Below are 18,638 nucleotides of genomic sequence, written 5' to 3' on the forward strand. Positions count from 1 at the left end.
AAACCCCTACCTGCATGCGCAGATAGGGGTTTTGCGAAATGAATCTTGACGATGACCTACTCTCACATGGGGAAACCCCACACTACCATCGGCGATGCATCGTTTCACTACTGAGTTCGGGATGGGATCAGGTGGTTCCAATGCTCTATGGTCGTCAAGAAATTCTGTTGCCAGAATGTCCAGATGGACAGCCCAGCGAATTCGGATATGCGATATTTGTGATGTTGCGAACTTTCGGTTGTTTCGTCTTCACCACCGCAATCTGCGCTAGCAAATTGCTTGGGTGTTATATGGTCAAGCCTCACGGGCAATTAGTATTGGTTAGCTCAACGCCTCACAGCGCTTACACACCCAACCTATCAACGTCGTAGTCTTCGACGGCCCTTTAGGGGATTCAAGATCCCAGTGAGATCTCATCTTGAGGCAAGTTTCCCGCTTAGATGCTTTCAGCGGTTATCTCTTCCGAACATAGCTACCCGGCAATGCCACTGGCGTGACAACCGGAACACCAGAGGTTCGTCCACTCCGGTCCTCTCGTACTAGGAGCAGCCCCTCTCAAATCTCAAACGTCCACGGCAGATAGGGACCGAACTGTCTCACGACGTTCTAAACCCAGCTCGCGTACCACTTTAAATGGCGAACAGCCATACCCTTGGGACCGGCTTCAGCCCCAGGATGTGATGAGCCGACATCGAGGTGCCAAACACCGCCGTCGATATGAACTCTTGGGCGGTATCAGCCTGTTATCCCCGGAGTACCTTTTATCCGTTGAGCGATGGCCCTTCCATACAGAACCACCGGATCACTAAGACCTACTTTCGTACCTGCTCGACGTGTTTGTCTCGCAGTCAAGCGCGCTTTTGCCTTTATACTCTACGACCGATTTCCGACCGGTCTGAGCGCACCTTCGTACTCCTCCGTTACTCTTTGGGAGGAGACCGCCCCAGTCAAACTACCCACCATACACTGTCCTCGATCCGGATAACGGACCTGAGTTAGAACCTCAAAGTTGCCAGGGTGGTATTTCAAGGATGGCTCCATGAGAACTGGCGTCCCCACTTCAAAGCCTCCCACCTATCCTACACAAGCAAATTCAAAGTCCAGTGCAAAGCTATAGTAAAGGTTCACGGGGTCTTTCCGTCTAGCCGCGGATACACTGCATCTTCACAGCGATTTCAATTTCACTGAGTCTCGGGTGGAGACAGCGCCGCCATCGTTACGCCATTCGTGCAGGTCGGAACTTACCCGACAAGGAATTTCGCTACCTTAGGACCGTTATAGTTACGGCCGCCGTTTACCGGGGCTTCGATCAAGAGCTTCGCTTGCGCTAACCCCATCAATTAACCTTCCGGCACCGGGCAGGCGTCACACCCTATACGTCCACTTTCGTGTTTGCAGAGTGCTGTGTTTTTAATAAACAGTCGCAGCGGCCTGGTATCTTCGACCGGCATGGGCTTACGGAGCAAGTCCTTCACCCTCGCCGGCGCACCTTCTCCCGAAGTTACGGTGCCATTTTGCCTAGTTCCTTCACCCGAGTTCTCTCAAGCGCCTTGGTATTCTCTACCTAACCACCTGTGTCGGTTTGGGGTACGGTTCCCAGTTATCTGAAGCTTAGGAGCTTTTCTTGGAAGCATGGTATCAACCACTTCGTCGCCTAGAGGCAACTCGTCATCAGCTCTCGGCCTTGAAATCCCGGATTTGCCTAAGATTTCAGCCTACCACCTTAAACCTGGACAACCAACGCCAGGCTGGCCTAACCTTCTCCGTCCCTCCATCGCAATAACTGGAAGTACAGGAATATTAACCTGTTTTCCATCGACTACGCTTTTCAGCCTCGCCTTAGGGACCGACTAACCCTGCGTCGATTAACGTTGCGCAGGAAACCTTGGTCTTTCGGCGTGCGAGTTTTTCACTCGCATTGTCGTTACTCATGTCAGCATTCGCACTTCTGATACCTCCAGCAAGCTTCTCAACTCACCTTCACAGGCTTACAGAACGCTCCTCTACCGCGTCATCAAAGATGACACCCGTAGCTTCGGTGCATGGTTTGAGCCCCGTTACATCTTCCGCGCAGGCCGACTCGACTAGTGAGCTATTACGCTTTCTTTAAAGGGTGGCTGCTTCTAAGCCAACCTCCTAGCTGTCTAAGCCTTCCCACATCGTTTCCCACTTAACCATGACTTTGGGACCTTAGCTGACGGTCTGGGTTGTTTCCCTTTTCACGACGGACGTTAGCACCCGCCGTGTGTCTCCCATGCTCGGCACTTCCAGGTATTCGGAGTTTGCATCGGTTTGGTAAGTCGGGATGACCCCCTAGCCGAAACAGTGCTCTACCCCCTGGAGTGATACATGAGGCGCTACCTAAATAGCTTTCGAGGAGAACCAGCTATCTCCGAGCTTGATTAGCCTTTCACTCCGATCCACAGGTCATCCGCTAACTTTTCAACGGTAGTCGGTTCGGTCCTCCAGTCAGTGTTACCTAACCTTCAACCTGCCCATGGATAGATCGCCCGGTTTCGGGTCTATACCCAGCGACTAAACGCCCTATTAAGACTCGCTTTCGCTACGCCTCCCCTATTCGGTTAAGCTCGCCACTGAATATAAGTCGCTGACCCATTATACAAAAGGTACGCAGTCACCTAACAAAGTAGGCTCCCACTGCTTGTACGCATACGGTTTCAGGTTCTATTTCACTCCCCTCTCCGGGGTTCTTTTCGCCTTTCCCTCACGGTACTGGTTCACTATCGGTCAGTCAGTAGTATTTAGCCTTGGAGGATGGTCCCCCCATATTCAGACAAAGTTTCTCGTGCTCCGTCCTACTCGATTTCATTGACAAGAGATTTTCGTGTACGGGGCTATCACCCACTATGGCCGCACTTTCCAGAGCGTTCCACTAATCTCAAATCAACTTAAGGGCTGGTCCCCGTTCGCTCGCCACTACTAAGGGAATCTCGGTTGATTTCTTTTCCTCAGGGTACTTAGATGTTTCAGTTCCCCTGGTTCGCCTCTTGCACCTATGTATTCAGTACAAGATACTCAGCTTATGCTGAGTGGGTTCCCCCATTCAGAGATCTCTGGATCACAGTCTGTTTGCCGACTCCCCAAAGCTTATCGCAGGCTACCACGTCTTTCATCGCCTCTGACTGCCAAGGCATCCACCGTATGCGCTTCTTCACTTGACCATATAACCCCAAGCAATCTGGTTATACTGTGAAGACGACATTCGCCGAAAATTCGCATGTTGCTCTTTCGAGCAGAACTCACAAATTTTACCTTAGCCTGATTAACCAGCAGTGAAACTGGCCATCAGTCTATATCTATCACATATCCGAATTTTTAAAGAACGATCTGACAAAAGCCAGAAATCAACATTCGAAACGAATGCTCATTTCCAAGTTCTGACCAGGAACAACACAAGACCCATACAGGATCTTGATCGTCTTCAACCATGAATCAAGCAATTCGTGTGGGAGCTCATCAGCAGGCTGATGTCGTCGATTAAGGAGGTGATCCAGCCGCAGGTTCCCCTACGGCTACCTTGTTACGACTTCACCCCAGTCATGAATCACACCGTGGTAACCGTCCTCCCGAAGGTTAGACTAGCTACTTCTGGTGCAACCCACTCCCATGGTGTGACGGGCGGTGTGTACAAGGCCCGGGAACGTATTCACCGCGACATTCTGATTCGCGATTACTAGCGATTCCGACTTCACGCAGTCGAGTTGCAGACTGCGATCCGGACTACGATCGGTTTTGTGAGATTAGCTCCACCTCGCGGCTTGGCAACCCTCTGTACCGACCATTGTAGCACGTGTGTAGCCCAGGCCGTAAGGGCCATGATGACTTGACGTCATCCCCACCTTCCTCCGGTTTGTCACCGGCAGTCTCCTTAGAGTGCCCACCATAACGTGCTGGTAACTAAGGACAAGGGTTGCGCTCGTTACGGGACTTAACCCAACATCTCACGACACGAGCTGACGACAGCCATGCAGCACCTGTGTCAGAGTTCCCGAAGGCACCAATCCATCTCTGGAAAGTTCTCTGCATGTCAAGGCCTGGTAAGGTTCTTCGCGTTGCTTCGAATTAAACCACATGCTCCACCGCTTGTGCGGGCCCCCGTCAATTCATTTGAGTTTTAACCTTGCGGCCGTACTCCCCAGGCGGTCAACTTAATGCGTTAGCTGCGCCACTAAAATCTCAAGGATTCCAACGGCTAGTTGACATCGTTTACGGCGTGGACTACCAGGGTATCTAATCCTGTTTGCTCCCCACGCTTTCGCACCTCAGTGTCAGTATCAGTCCAGGTGGTCGCCTTCGCCACTGGTGTTCCTTCCTATATCTACGCATTTCACCGCTACACAGGAAATTCCACCACCCTCTACCGTACTCTAGCTCGCCAGTTTTGGATGCAGTTCCCAGGTTGAGCCCGGGGCTTTCACATCCAACTTAACGAACCACCTACGCGCGCTTTACGCCCAGTAATTCCGATTAACGCTTGCACCCTCTGTATTACCGCGGCTGCTGGCACAGAGTTAGCCGGTGCTTATTCTGTCGGTAACGTCAAAACAGCAAGGTATTAGCTTACTGCCCTTCCTCCCAACTTAAAGTGCTTTACAATCCGAAGACCTTCTTCACACACGCGGCATGGCTGGATCAGGCTTTCGCCCATTGTCCAATATTCCCCACTGCTGCCTCCCGTAGGAGTCTGGACCGTGTCTCAGTTCCAGTGTGACTGATCATCCTCTCAGACCAGTTACGGATCGTCGCCTTGGTGAGCCATTACCTCACCAACTAGCTAATCCGACCTAGGCTCATCTGATAGCGCAAGGCCCGAAGGTCCCCTGCTTTCTCCCGTAGGACGTATGCGGTATTAGCGTTCCTTTCGAAACGTTGTCCCCCACTACCAGGCAGATTCCTAGGCATTACTCACCCGTCCGCCGCTGAATCAAGGAGCAAGCTCCCGTCATCCGCTCGACTTGCATGTGTTAGGCCTGCCGCCAGCGTTCAATCTGAGCCATGATCAAACTCTTCAGTTCAATACTGCTTGGGTTTTTAAGAAACCCTAAACTTGGCTCAGCAATCTCAAATGACTATGTGATTTCTCGCATGGCCACTTGTGATGCTGATAATCTTTGTGACTATCAGTCCGTACTCACAAGCACCCACACGAATTGCTTGATTCGATTTGTTAAAGAGCGTTTGGTTAAGAGCGTTTCGTCTCAACCGAGGCGCGCATTCTACGCTTTCCTCATTTGCTGTCAAGTGTTTATTTTGAAGTTTTTTGCGAGAAACTCGTTTGGCTTCAAACACTTGACTCGCTGCGATCTCTCGTAGCGGGAGGCGAATCATACAGCGTTTAGAAACGCTGTCAACCATCATCTCAACCGCTGACAATCATTCGACCGAAGCGCTCCTGACACTACCTGAATCGCCCAACTAATTGATTTGCAAGAAGTTTTGCGCTTCGACTACGTCAGAAGTGGGGCGCATTATAAGGGGATTCGAAACCGCGTCAACACTTAATTTCAAGAAACTTTGATATCGCTGAAAAGCAAAGCGGGAAGGCCTGACGGCCTCCCCGCTTTCACCAAGACCACAGGCCCTTAAAGGACGCCGGCACTGCGTAGCCGTTGCACCTCACCGGCACCCAGCCCCAATACATCCTCCAGCACCACCTCGGTATGCTCACCCAGCAGCGGCGGCGCCCGACGGTACTCCACCGGCGTCTCCGACAGCCGTATCGGGCTCGCCACCTGCGGCACGCTTCCCGCCAACGGATGCGGAATGCTCACCGCCAACCCGCGCGCCAGCACTTGCGGGTCCTGGAACATCTGCGCCAGGTCATTGATAGGCCCGCACGGCACCCCCGCAGCCTCCAACTGGCTCACCCACTCCGCTGTGGTCTTGAACACCGTGGCCTGGCGAATCAGAGGAATCAACTCGGCCCGGTTGGCAACCCGCAGCTTGTTGGTAACGAAACGCGGGTCGTCCGCCCACTGCGGCTGCCCGGCCACCTCGGCGAATTTGCGGAACTGGCTATCGTTGCCCACGGTAAGGATGAAGTCGCCATCCGCCGTCGGAAAATCCTGATAAGGCACGATATTGGGGTGCGCATTACCCAGGCGACGAGGCGGGTTGCCCGTAGTCAGGTAGTTCATCGCCTGATTCGCCAGGCAGGCCACCTGCACATCGAGCAACGCCATGTCGACATGCTGGCCCACTCCAGTCTGCTCGCGATGGGCGAGGGCAGCGAGGATCGCCACCGTGGAATACAACCCGGTAAGGATGTCGGTCAGCGCCACCCCTACCTTGACCGGGCCCGCACCTTCCTCACCTTCCGGGCGGCCGGTCAGGCTCATCAGCCCGCCCAACCCCTGGATCATGAAGTCATAACCCGCGCGCCTTGCATAAGGCCCGGTCTGGCCGAACCCGGTGATGGAACAATAGATAAGCCGCGGGTTGATCGCCTTCAAGCTCTGGTAGTCCAGACCGTAGGCAGCCAACCCACCAACCTTGAAGTTCTCGATGACGATATCGGACTTCGCCGCCAACTCACGCACCAGGCGCTGCCCCTCGGCCTGTGTGAAGTCGATGGTAACCGAGCGCTTGTTGCGGTTGGCCGACAGGTAATAGGCCGCCTCACTGGTGTTCTCACCCTCGGCATCCTTGAGGAAGGGTGGCCCCCATGAGCGGGTATCGTCACCACTGCCAGGGCGCTCGACTTTGATCACATCGGCACCAAGGTCAGCGAGAATCTGGCCAGACCATGGGCCGGCCAACACGCGAGAAAGGTCCAGCACCCGCAGATGTGATAGCGCGCCCATGGGCTGACTCCTTATCAATAGAAGGCCTGGATGCCGGTCTGCGCGCGCCCCAGGATCAGTGCATGCACATCGTGAGTACCTTCATAGGTGTTGACCACCTCCAGGTTGACCAGGTGACGAGCCACGCCGAACTCATCGGAAATGCCATTGCCACCAAGCATGTCACGCGCCATGCGGGCAATATCCAGCGCCTTACCACAGGAGTTGCGCTTCATGATCGACGTGATCTCCACTGCAGCCGTGCCTTCGTCCTTCATCCGCCCCAGACGCAGGCAGCCCTGCAGTGCCAGGGTGATTTCCGTCTGCATGTCGGCCAGCTTCTTCTGGATCAACTGGTTGGCAGCCAACGGGCGACCGAATTGCTGACGGTCCAGGGTGTACTGACGCGCGGTGTGCCAGCAGGCTTCCGCAGCGCCCAGCGCACCCCAGGAGATACCATAGCGGGCGGAGTTCAGGCAGGTGAACGGGCCTTTGAGGCCGCGCACATCCGGGAAGATGTTTTCCTCCGGCACGAACACGTTATCCATGACGATTTCGCCAGTTATCGAGGCGCGCAGGCCGACCTTGCCGTGAATCGCCGGCGCGCTGAGACCTTGCCAACCCTTTTCCAGAACAAAGCCACGGATATCACCCGCATCGTCCTTGGCCCAGACCACGAATACATCGGCGATCGGGCTGTTGGTGATCCACATCTTGCTGCCAGTCAGGCGGTAGCCGCCGTCGACCTTCCGGGCACGGGTGATCATCGAACCCGGGTCGGAACCATGGTTGGGCTCGGTCAAGCCGAAGCAACCGATCCACTCGCCGCTGGCCAGCTTGGGCAGGTACTTCTGCTTTTGTGCCTCGGTACCGAACTCGTTGATTGGCACCATCACCAGCGACGACTGCACACTCATCATCGAACGATAACCCGAGTCGATGCGCTCCACCTCGCGAGCAATCAGGCCATAGCACACGTAGTTCAAGCCACTGCCACCGTATTGCTCGGGAATGGTGGCGCCCAGCAACCCGACCTCACCCATTTCACGGAAGATCGCCGGGTCGGTCTGTTCATGACGGAAGGCCTCGAGCACACGCGGGGCCAGCTTGTCCTGGGCGAACTGATAAGCGCTGTCACGCACCATGCGCTCTTCTTCAGTGAGCTGCTGATCGAGCAGCAGTGGGTCGATCCAGTTGAAGCTTGCTTTACCGGCCATGAGCGAAATCCTCGAAATAGGGGGCAGTTTCTTGTGCCTTTGAGCCTAGGCCTGATCGGCCGCCGGGACAAACGAGGATTGCGCACCAATTAGTGATAATTTGTCACTTCGTAAATCGGCAAAACGCCATATTGACAGCCTTACGAGTGAGGTTGACGTACATGCGCCGCAAGATCCCCAGTACCGCCGCTCTGGTTTGCTTCGAGGCGGCGGCGCGCAACGAGAGCTTTACCAAGGCCGCCCAGGAACTCGCCCTGACCCAGGGTGCCGTCTGTCGGCAGATAGGCGGCCTGGAAGCCTTCCTCAATGTGGAACTGTTCCGCCGCTCGCGCCGCGGCGTGAAGCTGACCGAAGCCGGCCTTTCCTACAGCCGCCAGGTGGCTGCCCAACTGGACGCGGTAGAGCGCGACACCTTGTCGGTAATGCGCCAGCAGGGCGCCAACGTGATCGAGCTGGCCGTGGTACCCACCTTCGGCACCCAATGGCTGCTACCGCGGCTCAAGGACTTCCAGCAGCGCCACCCGGAGGTCACGGTAAACCTCACCAACCGCACCCGGCCATTCCTGTTTGCCGACACCACCTTCGATGCCGCTATCTACTTCGGCGATGCCGACTGGTCCGGCACCCAGTCGCACCGGCTGATGGGGGAAAACCCGGTACCGGTGTGCAGCCCGTCGCTGCTGGACGGGCAGGGCTCACTCGACGCTCAGCGTATTGCCCAACTGCCGTTGCTGCAGCAGAGCACGCGCCCCTATGCCTGGCGGCAATGGTTCGGCAGCGTCGGCATGAATGTGGAACGCGACATGACAGGCCCGCGCTATGAACTATTCTCGATGCTCGCCCAGGCGGCCATGCATGAGATGGGCATCGCCCTGATTCCACCGTTCCTGATCCAGCGCGAGTTGGAGGAGGGTAGGTTGGTGGTCGCTAACAGGCATGCCCTGAGTAGTGACAAGGCCTACTATCTGATGATTCCGGAGCGCAAAGTGGAGTCGGCTTCGCTACGCGCCTTCCGTGACTGGCTGGTAAGCCAGGCCCAGGCGTACACGGCCAAGACGTGAGCAGTCATGATAAATTGACTTCGTAGTCAATTATTTTTAACACCTACAGATATATGTATTTGTCGCATATACATAAACTGTTATGCAGTAGCAAAAATCCGCTTTAACCCTGCTTACGGCGCGGCTTCGCGGGTTATTTTGCGACATTCACCAAGCCGTAAGCGAATCAACCGCAAATTTTTTGTTTTTTTCTCCTAATCTGCCAATAGCCTATGTTTGACAGGCTGCAGCCTGGCCGTTGCGACATACGGTCACAGGGTGACTTGTAGTTTTAACTTCGTTTCGCTCCAGAACCGGTTGAAGGCCTCTGGCTTCGTCTGCAAAATGCTTCGCCCGCCCGGGATTCGGCGGGTCGGCGCTCCACAGCCGCCCCAGCGCACCATCCGAAGTGCGCTGGCTTTTAAAAAGACAAAAGGTCACCGCAGGAGAAATAGTCGTGCACATTGGTGTTCCTCTCGAGACGCAGACCGGTGAGACAAGGGTCGCTGCGACCCCGGAAACCATCAAGAAACTGATTGGCCAGGGCCATCAGGTCACCGTCCAACGGGGGGCAGGGCTCAATGCCAGCATTCCGGACAGTGCCTATGAGGCCGTGGGTGCTTCCCTGGGGAGTGCAGCCGATGCCTACGGCGCCCAATTGGTGCTCAAAGTGGTCGCCCCCAACGACCAGGAACTGGCCCTGATCAACAGTGGCAGCCTCCTGGTGGGCATGCTCAACCCCTTCAACAGCGAGCTGATCGGCAAGATGGCCGAGCGCGGCATTACCGCGTTCGCCCTGGAAGCCGCGCCGCGCACCTCGCGGGCGCAGAGCCTGGACGTGCTGTCGTCGCAGGCCAACATCGCCGGTTACAAGGCGGTGTTGCTGGCTGCCCATCACTACCCACGCTTCATGCCCATGCTCATGACCGCCGCCGGTACCGTCAAGGCCGCGCGCGTGCTGATCCTGGGCGCGGGCGTTGCCGGCCTGCAGGCCATTGCCACGGCCAAGCGCCTGGGCGCGGTGATCGAGGCATCCGACGTACGCCCGGCCGTGAAGGAGCAGATCGAGTCGCTGGGCGCCAAGTTCATCGACGTACCCTACGAAACCGATGAAGAGCGCGAATGCGCCGAAGGTGTCGGCGGTTATGCCCGGCCGATGCCGGCAAGCTGGATGCAACGCCAGGCCCAGGCCGTGCACGAGCGCGCCAAGCAGGCGGATATCGTCATTACCACTGCGCTGATCCCGGGGCGCAAGGCGCCGACCCTGCTCAGCGCCGAAACCGTCGCGCAGATGAAGCCCGGCTCGGTGGTCATCGACCTCGCAGCAGCCCAAGGCGGCAACTGCCCACTGACTGTCGCCGACCAGGTGGTACAGGAGAACGGCGTGATCATCGTTGGCCCGACCAACCTGCCGGCCCAAGTGGGCGCCGATGCCTCGGCACTGTATGCACGCAACCTGCTGGACTTCATGAAGCTGCTGTTCGACAAGGACGGCGCGCTGGTCATCAACCTCGAAGACGACATCGTCGCGGCCTGCTTGATGTGCCGTGATGGTCAGGTCGTCCGCAAGAACGGCTAAGGAGCACGACAATGGAAGACATGCTGATTTCCCATGGCATCTACAACCTGATCATCTTCGTGCTGGCCATCTATGTGGGCTACCACGTGGTGTGGAACGTCACCCCGGCACTGCACACTCCGCTGATGGCCGTGACCAACGCCATCTCTGCAATCGTCATCGTCGGCGCCATGCTGGCCGCCGCCCTGACGGTGACCCCGGCCGGCAAGCTGATGGGCACCCTGGCAGTGGCCCTGGCCGCAGTCAACGTGTTCGGTGGCTTCCTGGTCACCCGTCGCATGCTTGAGATGTTCAAGAAGAAAACCAAGAACGAGGCGCAGAAGTAAGCATGAGCATGAATCTGGTAACGCTCCTCTACCTCGTCGCCTCGGTGTGCTTCATCCAGGCGCTCAAGGGCCTGTCGCACCCGACTACCTCGCGGCGCGGCAACCTGTTCGGCATGATCGGCATGTGTATCGCCATCGTCACTACGGTCGGCCTCATTTATAAGCTCGGGGCCGAGCTTGCCACCGCCGGCATCGGCTACGTCCTCGTTGGCTTGCTGGTCGGCGGCACCGCCGGTTCGATCATGGCCAAGCGCGTCGAGATGACCAAAATGCCGGAACTGGTCGCCTTCATGCACAGCATGATCGGCCTGGCAGCGGTGTTCATCGCCATCGCCGCGGTGCTGGAACCGCAATCGATGGGCATCGTTGCCGCCATGAGCGACCCGATCCCCACCGGCAACCGTCTGGAGCTGTTCCTCGGCGCAGCCATTGGTGCCATTACCTTCTCCGGCTCGGTGATCGCCTTCGGCAAGCTGTCGGGCAAGTACAAGTTCCGCCTGTTCCAGGGCGCACCGGTACAGTTCACCGGCCAGCACAAGCTGAACCTGATCCTCGGCCTGACCACCATCGCCCTGGGCCTGCTGTTCACCTTCACTGGCCACTACAGTGCCTTCACCCTGATGCTGGTATTGGCCTTCATCATGGGCGTGCTGATCATTATTCCGATCGGGGGCGCCGACATGCCGGTGGTGGTGTCGATGCTTAACAGCTATTCGGGCTGGGCAGCGGCCGGTATCGGCTTCTCGCTGAACAACTCGATGCTGATCATCGCAGGCTCTCTGGTCGGCTCGTCCGGTGCCATCCTTTCGTACATCATGTGCAAGGCGATGAACCGTTCGTTCTTCAACGTCATCCTCGGTGGCTTCGGTGGTGATACCGATGCTGGCGCGGCGCAAGGCTCCAAAGAGCAGCGCCCGGTGAAGTCTGGCTCGGCCGACGATGCCACCTTCCTGCTCAGCAACGCCGACAGCGTGATCATCGTCCCTGGCTACGGCCTGGCGGTGGCTCGCGCCCAGCACGCGCTCAAGGAACTGACCGAGAAGCTGAGCCACAACGGTGTGACCGTGAAGTACGCGATCCACCCGGTGGCCGGCCGTATGCCAGGGCACATGAACGTGCTGCTGGCGGAGGCCGAAGTGCCGTACGACCAAGTGTTCGAGATGGAAGACATCAACGCCGAGTTCGGCCAGGCCGATGTGGTGCTGGTGCTGGGCGCCAACGACGTGGTCAACCCTGCGGCGAAGAACGACCCCAAGTCGCCGATCGCCGGCATGCCGATCCTCGAAGCGTTCAAGGCCAAGACCATCATCGTCAACAAGCGCTCCATGGCCAGCGGCTATGCCGGCCTGGACAACGAACTGTTCTACCTCGACAAGACCATGATGGTGTTCGGCGACGCCAAGAAAGTCATCGAAGACATGGTCAAGGCGGTGGAGTGACAACGCCCGCTGCAAACCAGTTGATATAAAGGAAGCCCCGGTCAGAATCTGCCGGGGCTTTTCTTTTATTGATCCGGATCAACGGCTCTATTCCAAGGCTTCTCATACGACCATGGTCGTGGGACGGCAAGGGGCGAAGTCTCTAGACTGCGCTGCAGTAGTTTCAGTAGCCCGAGATAACAATCCATGTACCGTGATCGTATCCGCTTGTCCTCCCTGCACAGCAAGGTAATGAGTGCGGCTGATGCCGCTGGTCTGATCGAGGACGGCATGACCGTCGGCATGAGCGGTTTCACCCGCGCCGGCGAAGCCAAGGCCGTACCACATGCACTGGCCGAACGTGCCAAGCAGTCGCCACTGAAAATCAGCCTGATGACCGGCGCCAGCCTGGGCAACGACCTGGACAAGCAACTGACCGAGGCCGGCGTGCTGGCTCGCCGCATGCCGTTCCAGGTCGACAGCACCCTGCGCAAGGCCATCAACGACGGCCAAGTGATGTTCATCGACCAGCACCTGTCGGAAACCGTCGAGCAACTGCGCAACCAGCAGTTGAAGCTGCCGGACATCGCGGTCATCGAAGCCGTGGCCATCACCGAGCAGGGCCACATCGTGCCAACCACCTCGGTGGGCAACTCCGCCAGCTTCGCGATCTTCGCCAAGCAGGTGATTGTCGAGATCAACCTCTCGCACAACACCAACCTCGAAGGCCTGCACGACATCTATATCCCGACCTACCGCCCGACCCGCACGCCAATCCCGCTGGTCAAGGTCGACGACCGTATCGGCAGCACCGCCATCCCGATCGACCCGGCCAAGATCGTCGGCATCGTCATCAGCGACCAGCCGGACTCGCCGTCCACCGTACTGCCTCCGGATGACGAAACCCAGGGCATCGCCGACCACCTGATCAACTTCTTCAAGAAAGAAGTCGAGGCCGGCCGCATGACCAACAAGCTCGGCCCGCTGCAGGCCGGTATCGGCAGCATTGCCAACGCAGTGATGTGCGGCCTGATCGAGTCGCCGTTCGAAGACCTGACCATGTACTCCGAAGTACTGCAGGACTCCACCTTCGACCTGATCGACGCCGGCAAGCTGAGCTTCGCCTCGGGCAGCTCGATCACCTTGTCGACCCGCCGCAACGCCGACGTGTTCGGCAACCTGGAGCGTTACAAGGACAAGCTGGTACTGCGCCCGCAAGAAATCTCCAACCACCCGGAGGTGGTCCGTCGCCTGGGCATCATCGGTATCAACACCGCGCTTGAGTTCGATATCTACGGCAACGTCAATTCCACACACGTGTGCGGTACCAAGATGATGAACGGCATCGGCGGCTCGGGTGACTTCGCCCGTAACGCCCATCTGGCCGTGTTCGTCACCAAGTCGATTGCCAAGGGTGGGGCGATTTCCAGCGTGGTGCCGATGGTCAGCCATGTCGACCATACCGAGCACGATGTGGACATCCTGGTCACCGAGCAAGGCTTGGCCGACCTGCGCGGCCTGGCGCCACGCGAGCGCGCCAGGGCGATCATCGACAACTGTGTGCACCCGGACTACCGCGCAGCACTGAACGACTACTTCGATCGCGCCTGCCAGCGTGGCGGCCATACCCCGCACATCCTGCGTGAAGCCCTGAGTTGGCACGAGAACCTGGAAGAAACCGGGCGCATGCTGGCTAGCTGATACAGATGTGGTACGGAACGGCGGCCCTGCTCCCGCTGTTCCGGCTTCTTCACATGCTCGCTAGCGAATGGGCCATAACAGTCCAACCCGTCTATCAAGATACCTGGTCGCCGTTACTCAGTTAATCTGTACTACTGTACTGGTAATTTCACGCCTTCCTGGCAGACAAATACCTTTATTTTAATGAAAATGCACCAAATAAGGGCAGACCAGTACAGTTACGCCAGTTTCGAGTGCAACAGTAGGGTTACACAGTTAACTGGACCATCGTCTTTCAACTGAACTGTATCTACTGTTATGGACGACAGAGGAGGATCATTGGCATCAGTTAAATCACTACCTAATCCCGCCATAAGCGGAAGGATGAAACATCATGGAACGTACCCTCAGTTCCGGTCTGGTTTTTGAAAGCAACGCCCAACAATCCAACGCTTCGCTGCCGCTGCGCGCTCTGTCCACCTTGCTGCTGTGGCAGCGCCGCATGGCCAGCCGCCGTCAACTGGCTCGCCTGGACGCCCGCCTGCTGGCCGACGCCGGTATCAGCGAGTCGCAGCGTTACGAAGAGCTGAGCAAGCCATTCTGGCGCTAAGCTCCGGCTTGCCGGCTTCGGTCGGCACCGCGAATTCCCGAAACCCGTTGCAGGTGACTGCGACGGGTTTTTTGTTTGCAGGCGGCATGCCAGAGCCTTTTACAAGCGAACCTGTACAGTTTTAAAAATCATAAAACAGACCAGAACAGTTTATTGGTGCGCTGTTCATTAACATCCAGAAACACCGGCGCATGATACGCTTGGCGTAACAGTCTGGTAGAACGCACTGTTGAAAAGTACCGCGACGAGCTGTGCGAGCGTCCGATAAAGCAGAACCACCCGACCCTAGTCCAGGAGTCCACGATCATGTCCCGTAAATACCTGATTGGCGCCGCCCTGATGCTGAGCCTGGCCGGCACCGCAAACGCCACCAGCTTCGTTGTCACCACCGACGCCGTCGTTGGCGCAGTGGCCGCGTCCACCGATGCCACTTCCGATATTTCCTCCTCGTTCCGTGACGACAAGATCGTCCAGGCCGCCCGTGACGACGCCGCCAGCTTCGTTGGCAGCCAGGGCGACATCCGCGGTGCCAAGCTGGAAAGCGCTTTCCTGCACATCCGCTCGCAGATGCCAACCCTGCAGGCCAGCGACGCGCAACTGGCCCAGGCCATTCTGGCGCTCTGACCCCGCCTGAGCCGTTCAGCTGTGCTGGTCACCACCAGCACAGCCGTACTCACCATTGCCGCCCACGTTTCCAGCTGTTGTAGAGCCCATGCGTTATCTGTTGCCGTTGCTGTTCTCCGTTATTGGCATGGCCAGCGCCCATGCCATGGATACCACTACGCAAAGCCTGGTCATCACCGGCTATGTCACCAGCCAGGTCACCAGCGCACCGTTCGACCGCAAACTGGTCCGCCAGGCCCAGGACGATGCCGCTGCCTTCGTCGCCAGCGACGGCCAGATCCGCGGTGCACGGCTGGAGGCAGCACTGGAATCATTACGCCACAATTGCGCACGGCATACCGTCGGCGATCTGGAACTGGCGCAAGCAATTCTCGTCCAATAATTAAATCTGACTCCCTGTATTTTTCGGAGATGCTCCATGCGTAAACCGCTGATTGCCGCTACCCTCGGCATGCTGCTGCTGGCCGACCTGGCCCAGGCACAGACCCTGGTGGCCACCAGCAATATCATCGTGCGCGCCTTTGGCCGTTCGATCGATTTCACCTCTGACACCACCACTTCGATCCGCGATTCAAAAGTGGTGCGCGAAGCCCATGACGACGCCGCCAGCTTTGTCGCCAGCAACGGTGACATCCGCGGCGCCCAGCTTGAGGCTGCCTTCAACACCCTGCGCGAGCGCGTGCCGCAAGCGCGTGACGCCAGCGACCAGGTACTGGCTGAAGCCATCCTCGCGCTGTGAACCGCGTGCGCGCCTGGCTGCTCGGCTGCGCCCTGACGCTGCTCGGCACGCCCGCCCTGGCCGACCTGCAGCTTGAGCTGCAGGCGTCCGGCCTCGATTCACAGCAGGCCCTGGCCACTCAGGCTCTGCTCGACGAAGCCATGGGCAAGCTGCCCCCCAGCTTCAAGCAAAAGCTGAACCGCCGAGTGCGGGTCAACTGGAGCGACAATATGCCGGCCGACGCCTATGGCCAGGCATCGCTGGTCTCTACCCTCGAACTCAATCGTCGCCTGCTGCCCAGCCTCACCGATGGCAGTGCAGCCACCGAACGCACCAACCGCCCGCATGGCACGGTGCGAGAAGAACTGCTGGCCACCGTGCTGCACGAACTCACCCATATCTATGACCGTGCCCGGCTGTGGCCCAGCGCCGAGAACGCGCTGATCGCCCGTTGCAAGCGCCAGCAAGGTACGTTGGGCAAGGTCGGCCTGCCCGAAGCATGCCGTGGCCAGGCCGAGCGCCGCTTCACCCTCAGCGACGACCCGCGCCTGCTCGACCTGGCCGGCTGGCAGCAGTACGTGGGCCGACGCGGCGAGCGCGAGCAGCACAACGGCCAGTTCGTTCGCAGCCCCGACAGCTATGAACTGAGCAGCCCCAAGGAGTACATCGCGGTCAACATGGAGTACTTCCTCCTCGACCCGAGCTACGGCTGCCGCCGCCCGGCGCTGAACCAGTACCTGCGCGAACACTTCGGCTGGGCACCACAGCAGGACAGCTGCGCCAAGGGCCTGCCGTTCATCAATGCCGGCAGCGACTTCGGCCGCCAGCCGCTGGGCGAAATCGACCCCGAGCGGGTCTATGAGGTGGACTACCTGCTGGCCGAAGCCAACCAGAACCTGGTCAGCCGCTGGGGCCACAGCATGCTGCGCCTCGTGATCTGCAAGCCGGGCCGCCCACGCGGGCCGGACTGCCGCCTGGACCTCGACCAGAGCCTGGTGCTGTCGTACCGCGCCTTCGTCAACGATGTACAGCTTTCCAGCTGGGACGGCCTGGTCGGTGCCTACCCCTCGCGTCTGTTCGTGCTGCCGCTGGGCCAGGTGATCGACGAGTACACCAAGACCGAACTGCGCAGCCTGGCCTCGGTGCCCTTGCGGCTCGACCGCGACGAGATCGAGAACCTAGTGCGTCAGGCCGCCGAAATGCACTGGAGCTACGATGGTAACTACTGGTTCCTGTCCAACAATTGCGCAGTAGAGTCGTTGAAGCTGCTGCGCAGCGGCACCGCCAACCCGCGCCTGAACGACCTCGACAGCATCATGCCCAATGGCTTGCTGGCTGTGCTCAAGGGCAGGGGGCTTGCCGACACCAGCGTGCTCGACGACCCCCGCGAAGCGTTGCGCCTGGGTTATCGCTTCGACTCCTACCGTGACCGTTACCAGGCCATGTTCGAGGTGTTGAAGAAGCAGTTGCCAATAAAGCAGGACAAGGTCGAGGACTGGCTGGCCCTGGACGCCGAGCAACGGCGGGCCTGGTTCGCCCAGGCCGACCTGCGTACCAGCGCCGCCTTGCTGCTGCTTGAACAGGCCAGCTTGCGCCGGCAACTGCTGCTGGCCCAGGACGAGGTCAAGCAGCGTTACCTGAACGCCGCCGCGCTGAAGGATGGCAGCGTCAGCAAGGCCGATGCGACCCTCAGGCAGATGCTTGCCAACAGTGGCTTCCTCAGCCGCCCGGCAGAGTTGCTCGACAGCAAGGGCTACGGGCTGCCGCAGCCGCAGGAGCGCAAGCATCTGGAGCAGGTCAGCAGCGAGCGGCAAGCGCAGTTGCTGCGCTTGAGCACGAGCCTGGACAAAGAGGTGAGGGCGCTGCTGGAGCCGTCGCGGGCCAAGGAAATTGTGGCGGTGGAAGCCAATGTGAAGCAGGTGGGCGAACATCTGCGGGCGCTGCACAAGGCCGCCGGTGGCCTGCAATTGTAACGTCCACTGTGCCGGTCTCTTCGCGGGCATGCCCGCTCCCACAGGATCTGTACAACACCTGAGATCTGCGCCGTCACTGTGGGGAGCGGGTTTACCCGCGAAAGGGCCGGCACAGACAGCACAAAGCCTACAGGTTCTCCTCGGCCTCCGAAGGCAAATCCTCATCCAGATGCAACCAAGGCAACCGGCTACCCACCCAGATATGCCGGTTGGCCCTGACCCGTTCCGGGTGGTCCAGCGTCGCCACCGTCACATCCACCGTCTCCGGGCTATGTGTAGTCACCAACGCCACATGCGCCCCGCAATGCCCACAAAAGTACCGGCTGCAACTGGCCGGCGCCACATAGCAGTTCGGCTCGCCCGCCAGCCACCGGAACCCCGAGCGGGGCAGGGTGAGCCAGGTCACCACCAGCCCGCCACTGACCCGCCGGCAGATCGAACAATGGCAATGGGCAATGTCCGTCAGGTCGCCCTCCAACCGATAACGCAAGGCGCCACAATGGCAGCCACCCTCGGTCACATCCTGCATCACCTACCTCTCGTCACCTTTGCTTCGGCGAAAGCTGGCTGAAAGCTTGCCCTCATAGGATAGCCCCCACTACCGGCACAAGACCGGTCAGCCAGGGCACCCGGTAACCACCGCGCCCGGC

The 18,638-nt window shown here is 58.6% G+C and carries 13 protein-coding genes and 3 rRNA genes; 10 read left to right on the forward strand and 6 right to left on the reverse strand.

Annotation, left to right across the window (positions count from 1 at the left end):
• Positions 1-43: 43 nt before the first annotated feature.
• The 5 genes from rrf to QN085_RS25045 form a co-directional block, all read right to left on the reverse strand.
• A 5S ribosomal RNA gene (gene rrf / locus QN085_RS25025) occupies positions 44-159 on the reverse strand.
• A 131-nt stretch (positions 160-290) separates the two neighbouring features.
• Positions 291-3,182, reverse strand: a 23S ribosomal RNA gene (locus QN085_RS25030).
• A gap of 317 nt (positions 3,183-3,499) precedes the next feature.
• Positions 3,500-5,036, reverse strand: a 16S ribosomal RNA gene (locus QN085_RS25035).
• The 16S, 23S and 5S rRNA genes sit together here, the layout of an rRNA operon.
• A gap of 567 nt (positions 5,037-5,603) precedes the next feature.
• Entirely contained in the window at positions 5,604-6,824 is a 1,221-nt protein-coding gene (locus QN085_RS25040; RefSeq protein ID WP_023662931.1) for a CaiB/BaiF CoA transferase family protein, read from the reverse strand.
• A 14-nt stretch (positions 6,825-6,838) separates the two neighbouring features.
• Complete coding sequence (locus QN085_RS25045) at positions 6,839-8,020, reverse strand: acyl-CoA dehydrogenase (protein WP_003252907.1); 1,182 nt, start codon at positions 8,018-8,020, stop codon at positions 6,839-6,841.
• Positions 8,021-8,181: 161 nt separating this feature from the next.
• On the opposite strand from QN085_RS25045, the gene QN085_RS25050 reads away from it, so the two are divergent.
• The 10 genes from QN085_RS25050 to QN085_RS25095 all read left to right on the forward strand — a co-directional run bounded on the left by QN085_RS25050 (position 8,182) and on the right by QN085_RS25095 (position 17,988).
• A complete protein-coding gene (locus QN085_RS25050) occupies positions 8,182-9,081 on the forward strand; it encodes a LysR family transcriptional regulator (protein WP_023662930.1) in 900 nt (299 codons plus the stop codon).
• 436 nt (positions 9,082-9,517) lie between these two features.
• A complete protein-coding gene (locus QN085_RS25055) occupies positions 9,518-10,639 on the forward strand; it encodes a Re/Si-specific NAD(P)(+) transhydrogenase subunit alpha (protein WP_015268506.1) in 1,122 nt (373 codons plus the stop codon).
• A gap of 11 nt (positions 10,640-10,650) precedes the next feature.
• Positions 10,651-10,965: an NAD(P) transhydrogenase subunit alpha part 2 gene (locus QN085_RS25060; protein WP_003256966.1), complete on the forward strand. Its 315-nt coding sequence runs from the start codon at positions 10,651-10,653 to the stop codon at positions 10,963-10,965.
• A 2-nt stretch (positions 10,966-10,967) separates the two neighbouring features.
• Positions 10,968-12,404 carry an NAD(P)(+) transhydrogenase (Re/Si-specific) subunit beta gene (locus QN085_RS25065; protein ID WP_023662929.1) on the forward strand — a complete coding sequence of 479 codons (1,437 nt, stop codon included), beginning with the start codon at positions 10,968-10,970 and terminating at the stop codon, positions 12,402-12,404.
• A 186-nt stretch (positions 12,405-12,590) separates the two neighbouring features.
• Positions 12,591-14,084, forward strand: coding sequence for a succinyl-CoA:acetate CoA-transferase ScpC (gene scpC / locus QN085_RS25070; RefSeq protein ID WP_024087961.1), 1,494 nt, complete (start codon positions 12,591-12,593; stop codon positions 14,082-14,084).
• A gap of 373 nt (positions 14,085-14,457) precedes the next feature.
• Positions 14,458-14,673, forward strand: coding sequence for a DUF1127 domain-containing protein (locus tag QN085_RS25075; protein ID WP_003256968.1), 216 nt, complete (start codon positions 14,458-14,460; stop codon positions 14,671-14,673).
• Positions 14,674-14,979: 306 nt separating this feature from the next.
• Entirely contained in the window at positions 14,980-15,297 is a 318-nt protein-coding gene (locus QN085_RS25080; RefSeq protein WP_015268503.1) for a DUF2388 domain-containing protein, read from the forward strand.
• Positions 15,298-15,385: 88 nt separating this feature from the next.
• Positions 15,386-15,679, forward strand: coding sequence for a DUF2388 domain-containing protein (locus QN085_RS25085; protein ID WP_015268502.1), 294 nt, complete (start codon positions 15,386-15,388; stop codon positions 15,677-15,679).
• Positions 15,680-15,715: 36 nt separating this feature from the next.
• Positions 15,716-16,036, forward strand: a complete 321-nt coding sequence (locus QN085_RS25090; protein ID WP_003256970.1) for a DUF2388 domain-containing protein — start codon at positions 15,716-15,718, stop codon at positions 16,034-16,036.
• Positions 16,033-17,988: a DUF7844 domain-containing protein gene (locus tag QN085_RS25095; RefSeq protein ID WP_024087960.1), complete on the forward strand. Its 1,956-nt coding sequence runs from the start codon at positions 16,033-16,035 to the stop codon at positions 17,986-17,988. The genes QN085_RS25090 and QN085_RS25095 overlap by 4 nt, the downstream gene beginning before the upstream one ends.
• A gap of 127 nt (positions 17,989-18,115) precedes the next feature.
• Here QN085_RS25095 and QN085_RS25100 read toward each other — a convergent pair whose 3' ends face one another.
• Positions 18,116-18,517: a GFA family protein gene (locus tag QN085_RS25100; protein WP_003256972.1), complete on the reverse strand. Its 402-nt coding sequence runs from the start codon at positions 18,515-18,517 to the stop codon at positions 18,116-18,118.
• Positions 18,518-18,638: the final 121 nt, after the last annotated feature.

It is taken from the genome of Pseudomonas sp. M2(2023), assembly GCF_030263955.1.
In the GTDB taxonomy this organism is placed as follows: Bacteria; Pseudomonadota; Gammaproteobacteria; order Pseudomonadales; family Pseudomonadaceae; genus Aquipseudomonas; species Aquipseudomonas asiatica.

Bases quoted from the DNA above. Each gene is read 5' to 3' on its own strand.
- QN085_RS25040 (WP_023662931.1), bottom strand. From the start codon at position 6,824: ATGGGCGCGCTATCACATCTGCGGGTGCTGGACCTTTCTCGCGTGTTG.
- QN085_RS25045 (WP_003252907.1), bottom strand. From the start codon at position 8,020: ATGGCCGGTAAAGCAAGCTTCAACTGGATCGACCCACTGCTGCTCGAT.
- QN085_RS25050 (WP_023662930.1), top strand. From the start codon at position 8,182: ATGCGCCGCAAGATCCCCAGTACCGCCGCTCTGGTTTGCTTCGAGGCG.
- QN085_RS25060 (WP_003256966.1), top strand. From the start codon at position 10,651: ATGGAAGACATGCTGATTTCCCATGGCATCTACAACCTGATCATCTTC.
- QN085_RS25065 (WP_023662929.1), top strand. From the start codon at position 10,968: ATGAGCATGAATCTGGTAACGCTCCTCTACCTCGTCGCCTCGGTGTGC.
- scpC (WP_024087961.1), top strand. From the start codon at position 12,591: ATGTACCGTGATCGTATCCGCTTGTCCTCCCTGCACAGCAAGGTAATG.
- QN085_RS25075 (WP_003256968.1), top strand. From the start codon at position 14,458: ATGGAACGTACCCTCAGTTCCGGTCTGGTTTTTGAAAGCAACGCCCAA.
- QN085_RS25080 (WP_015268503.1), top strand. From the start codon at position 14,980: ATGTCCCGTAAATACCTGATTGGCGCCGCCCTGATGCTGAGCCTGGCC.
- QN085_RS25085 (WP_015268502.1), top strand. From the start codon at position 15,386: ATGCGTTATCTGTTGCCGTTGCTGTTCTCCGTTATTGGCATGGCCAGC.
- QN085_RS25090 (WP_003256970.1), top strand. From the start codon at position 15,716: ATGCGTAAACCGCTGATTGCCGCTACCCTCGGCATGCTGCTGCTGGCC.
- QN085_RS25100 (WP_003256972.1), bottom strand. From the start codon at position 18,517: ATGCAGGATGTGACCGAGGGTGGCTGCCATTGTGGCGCCTTGCGTTAT.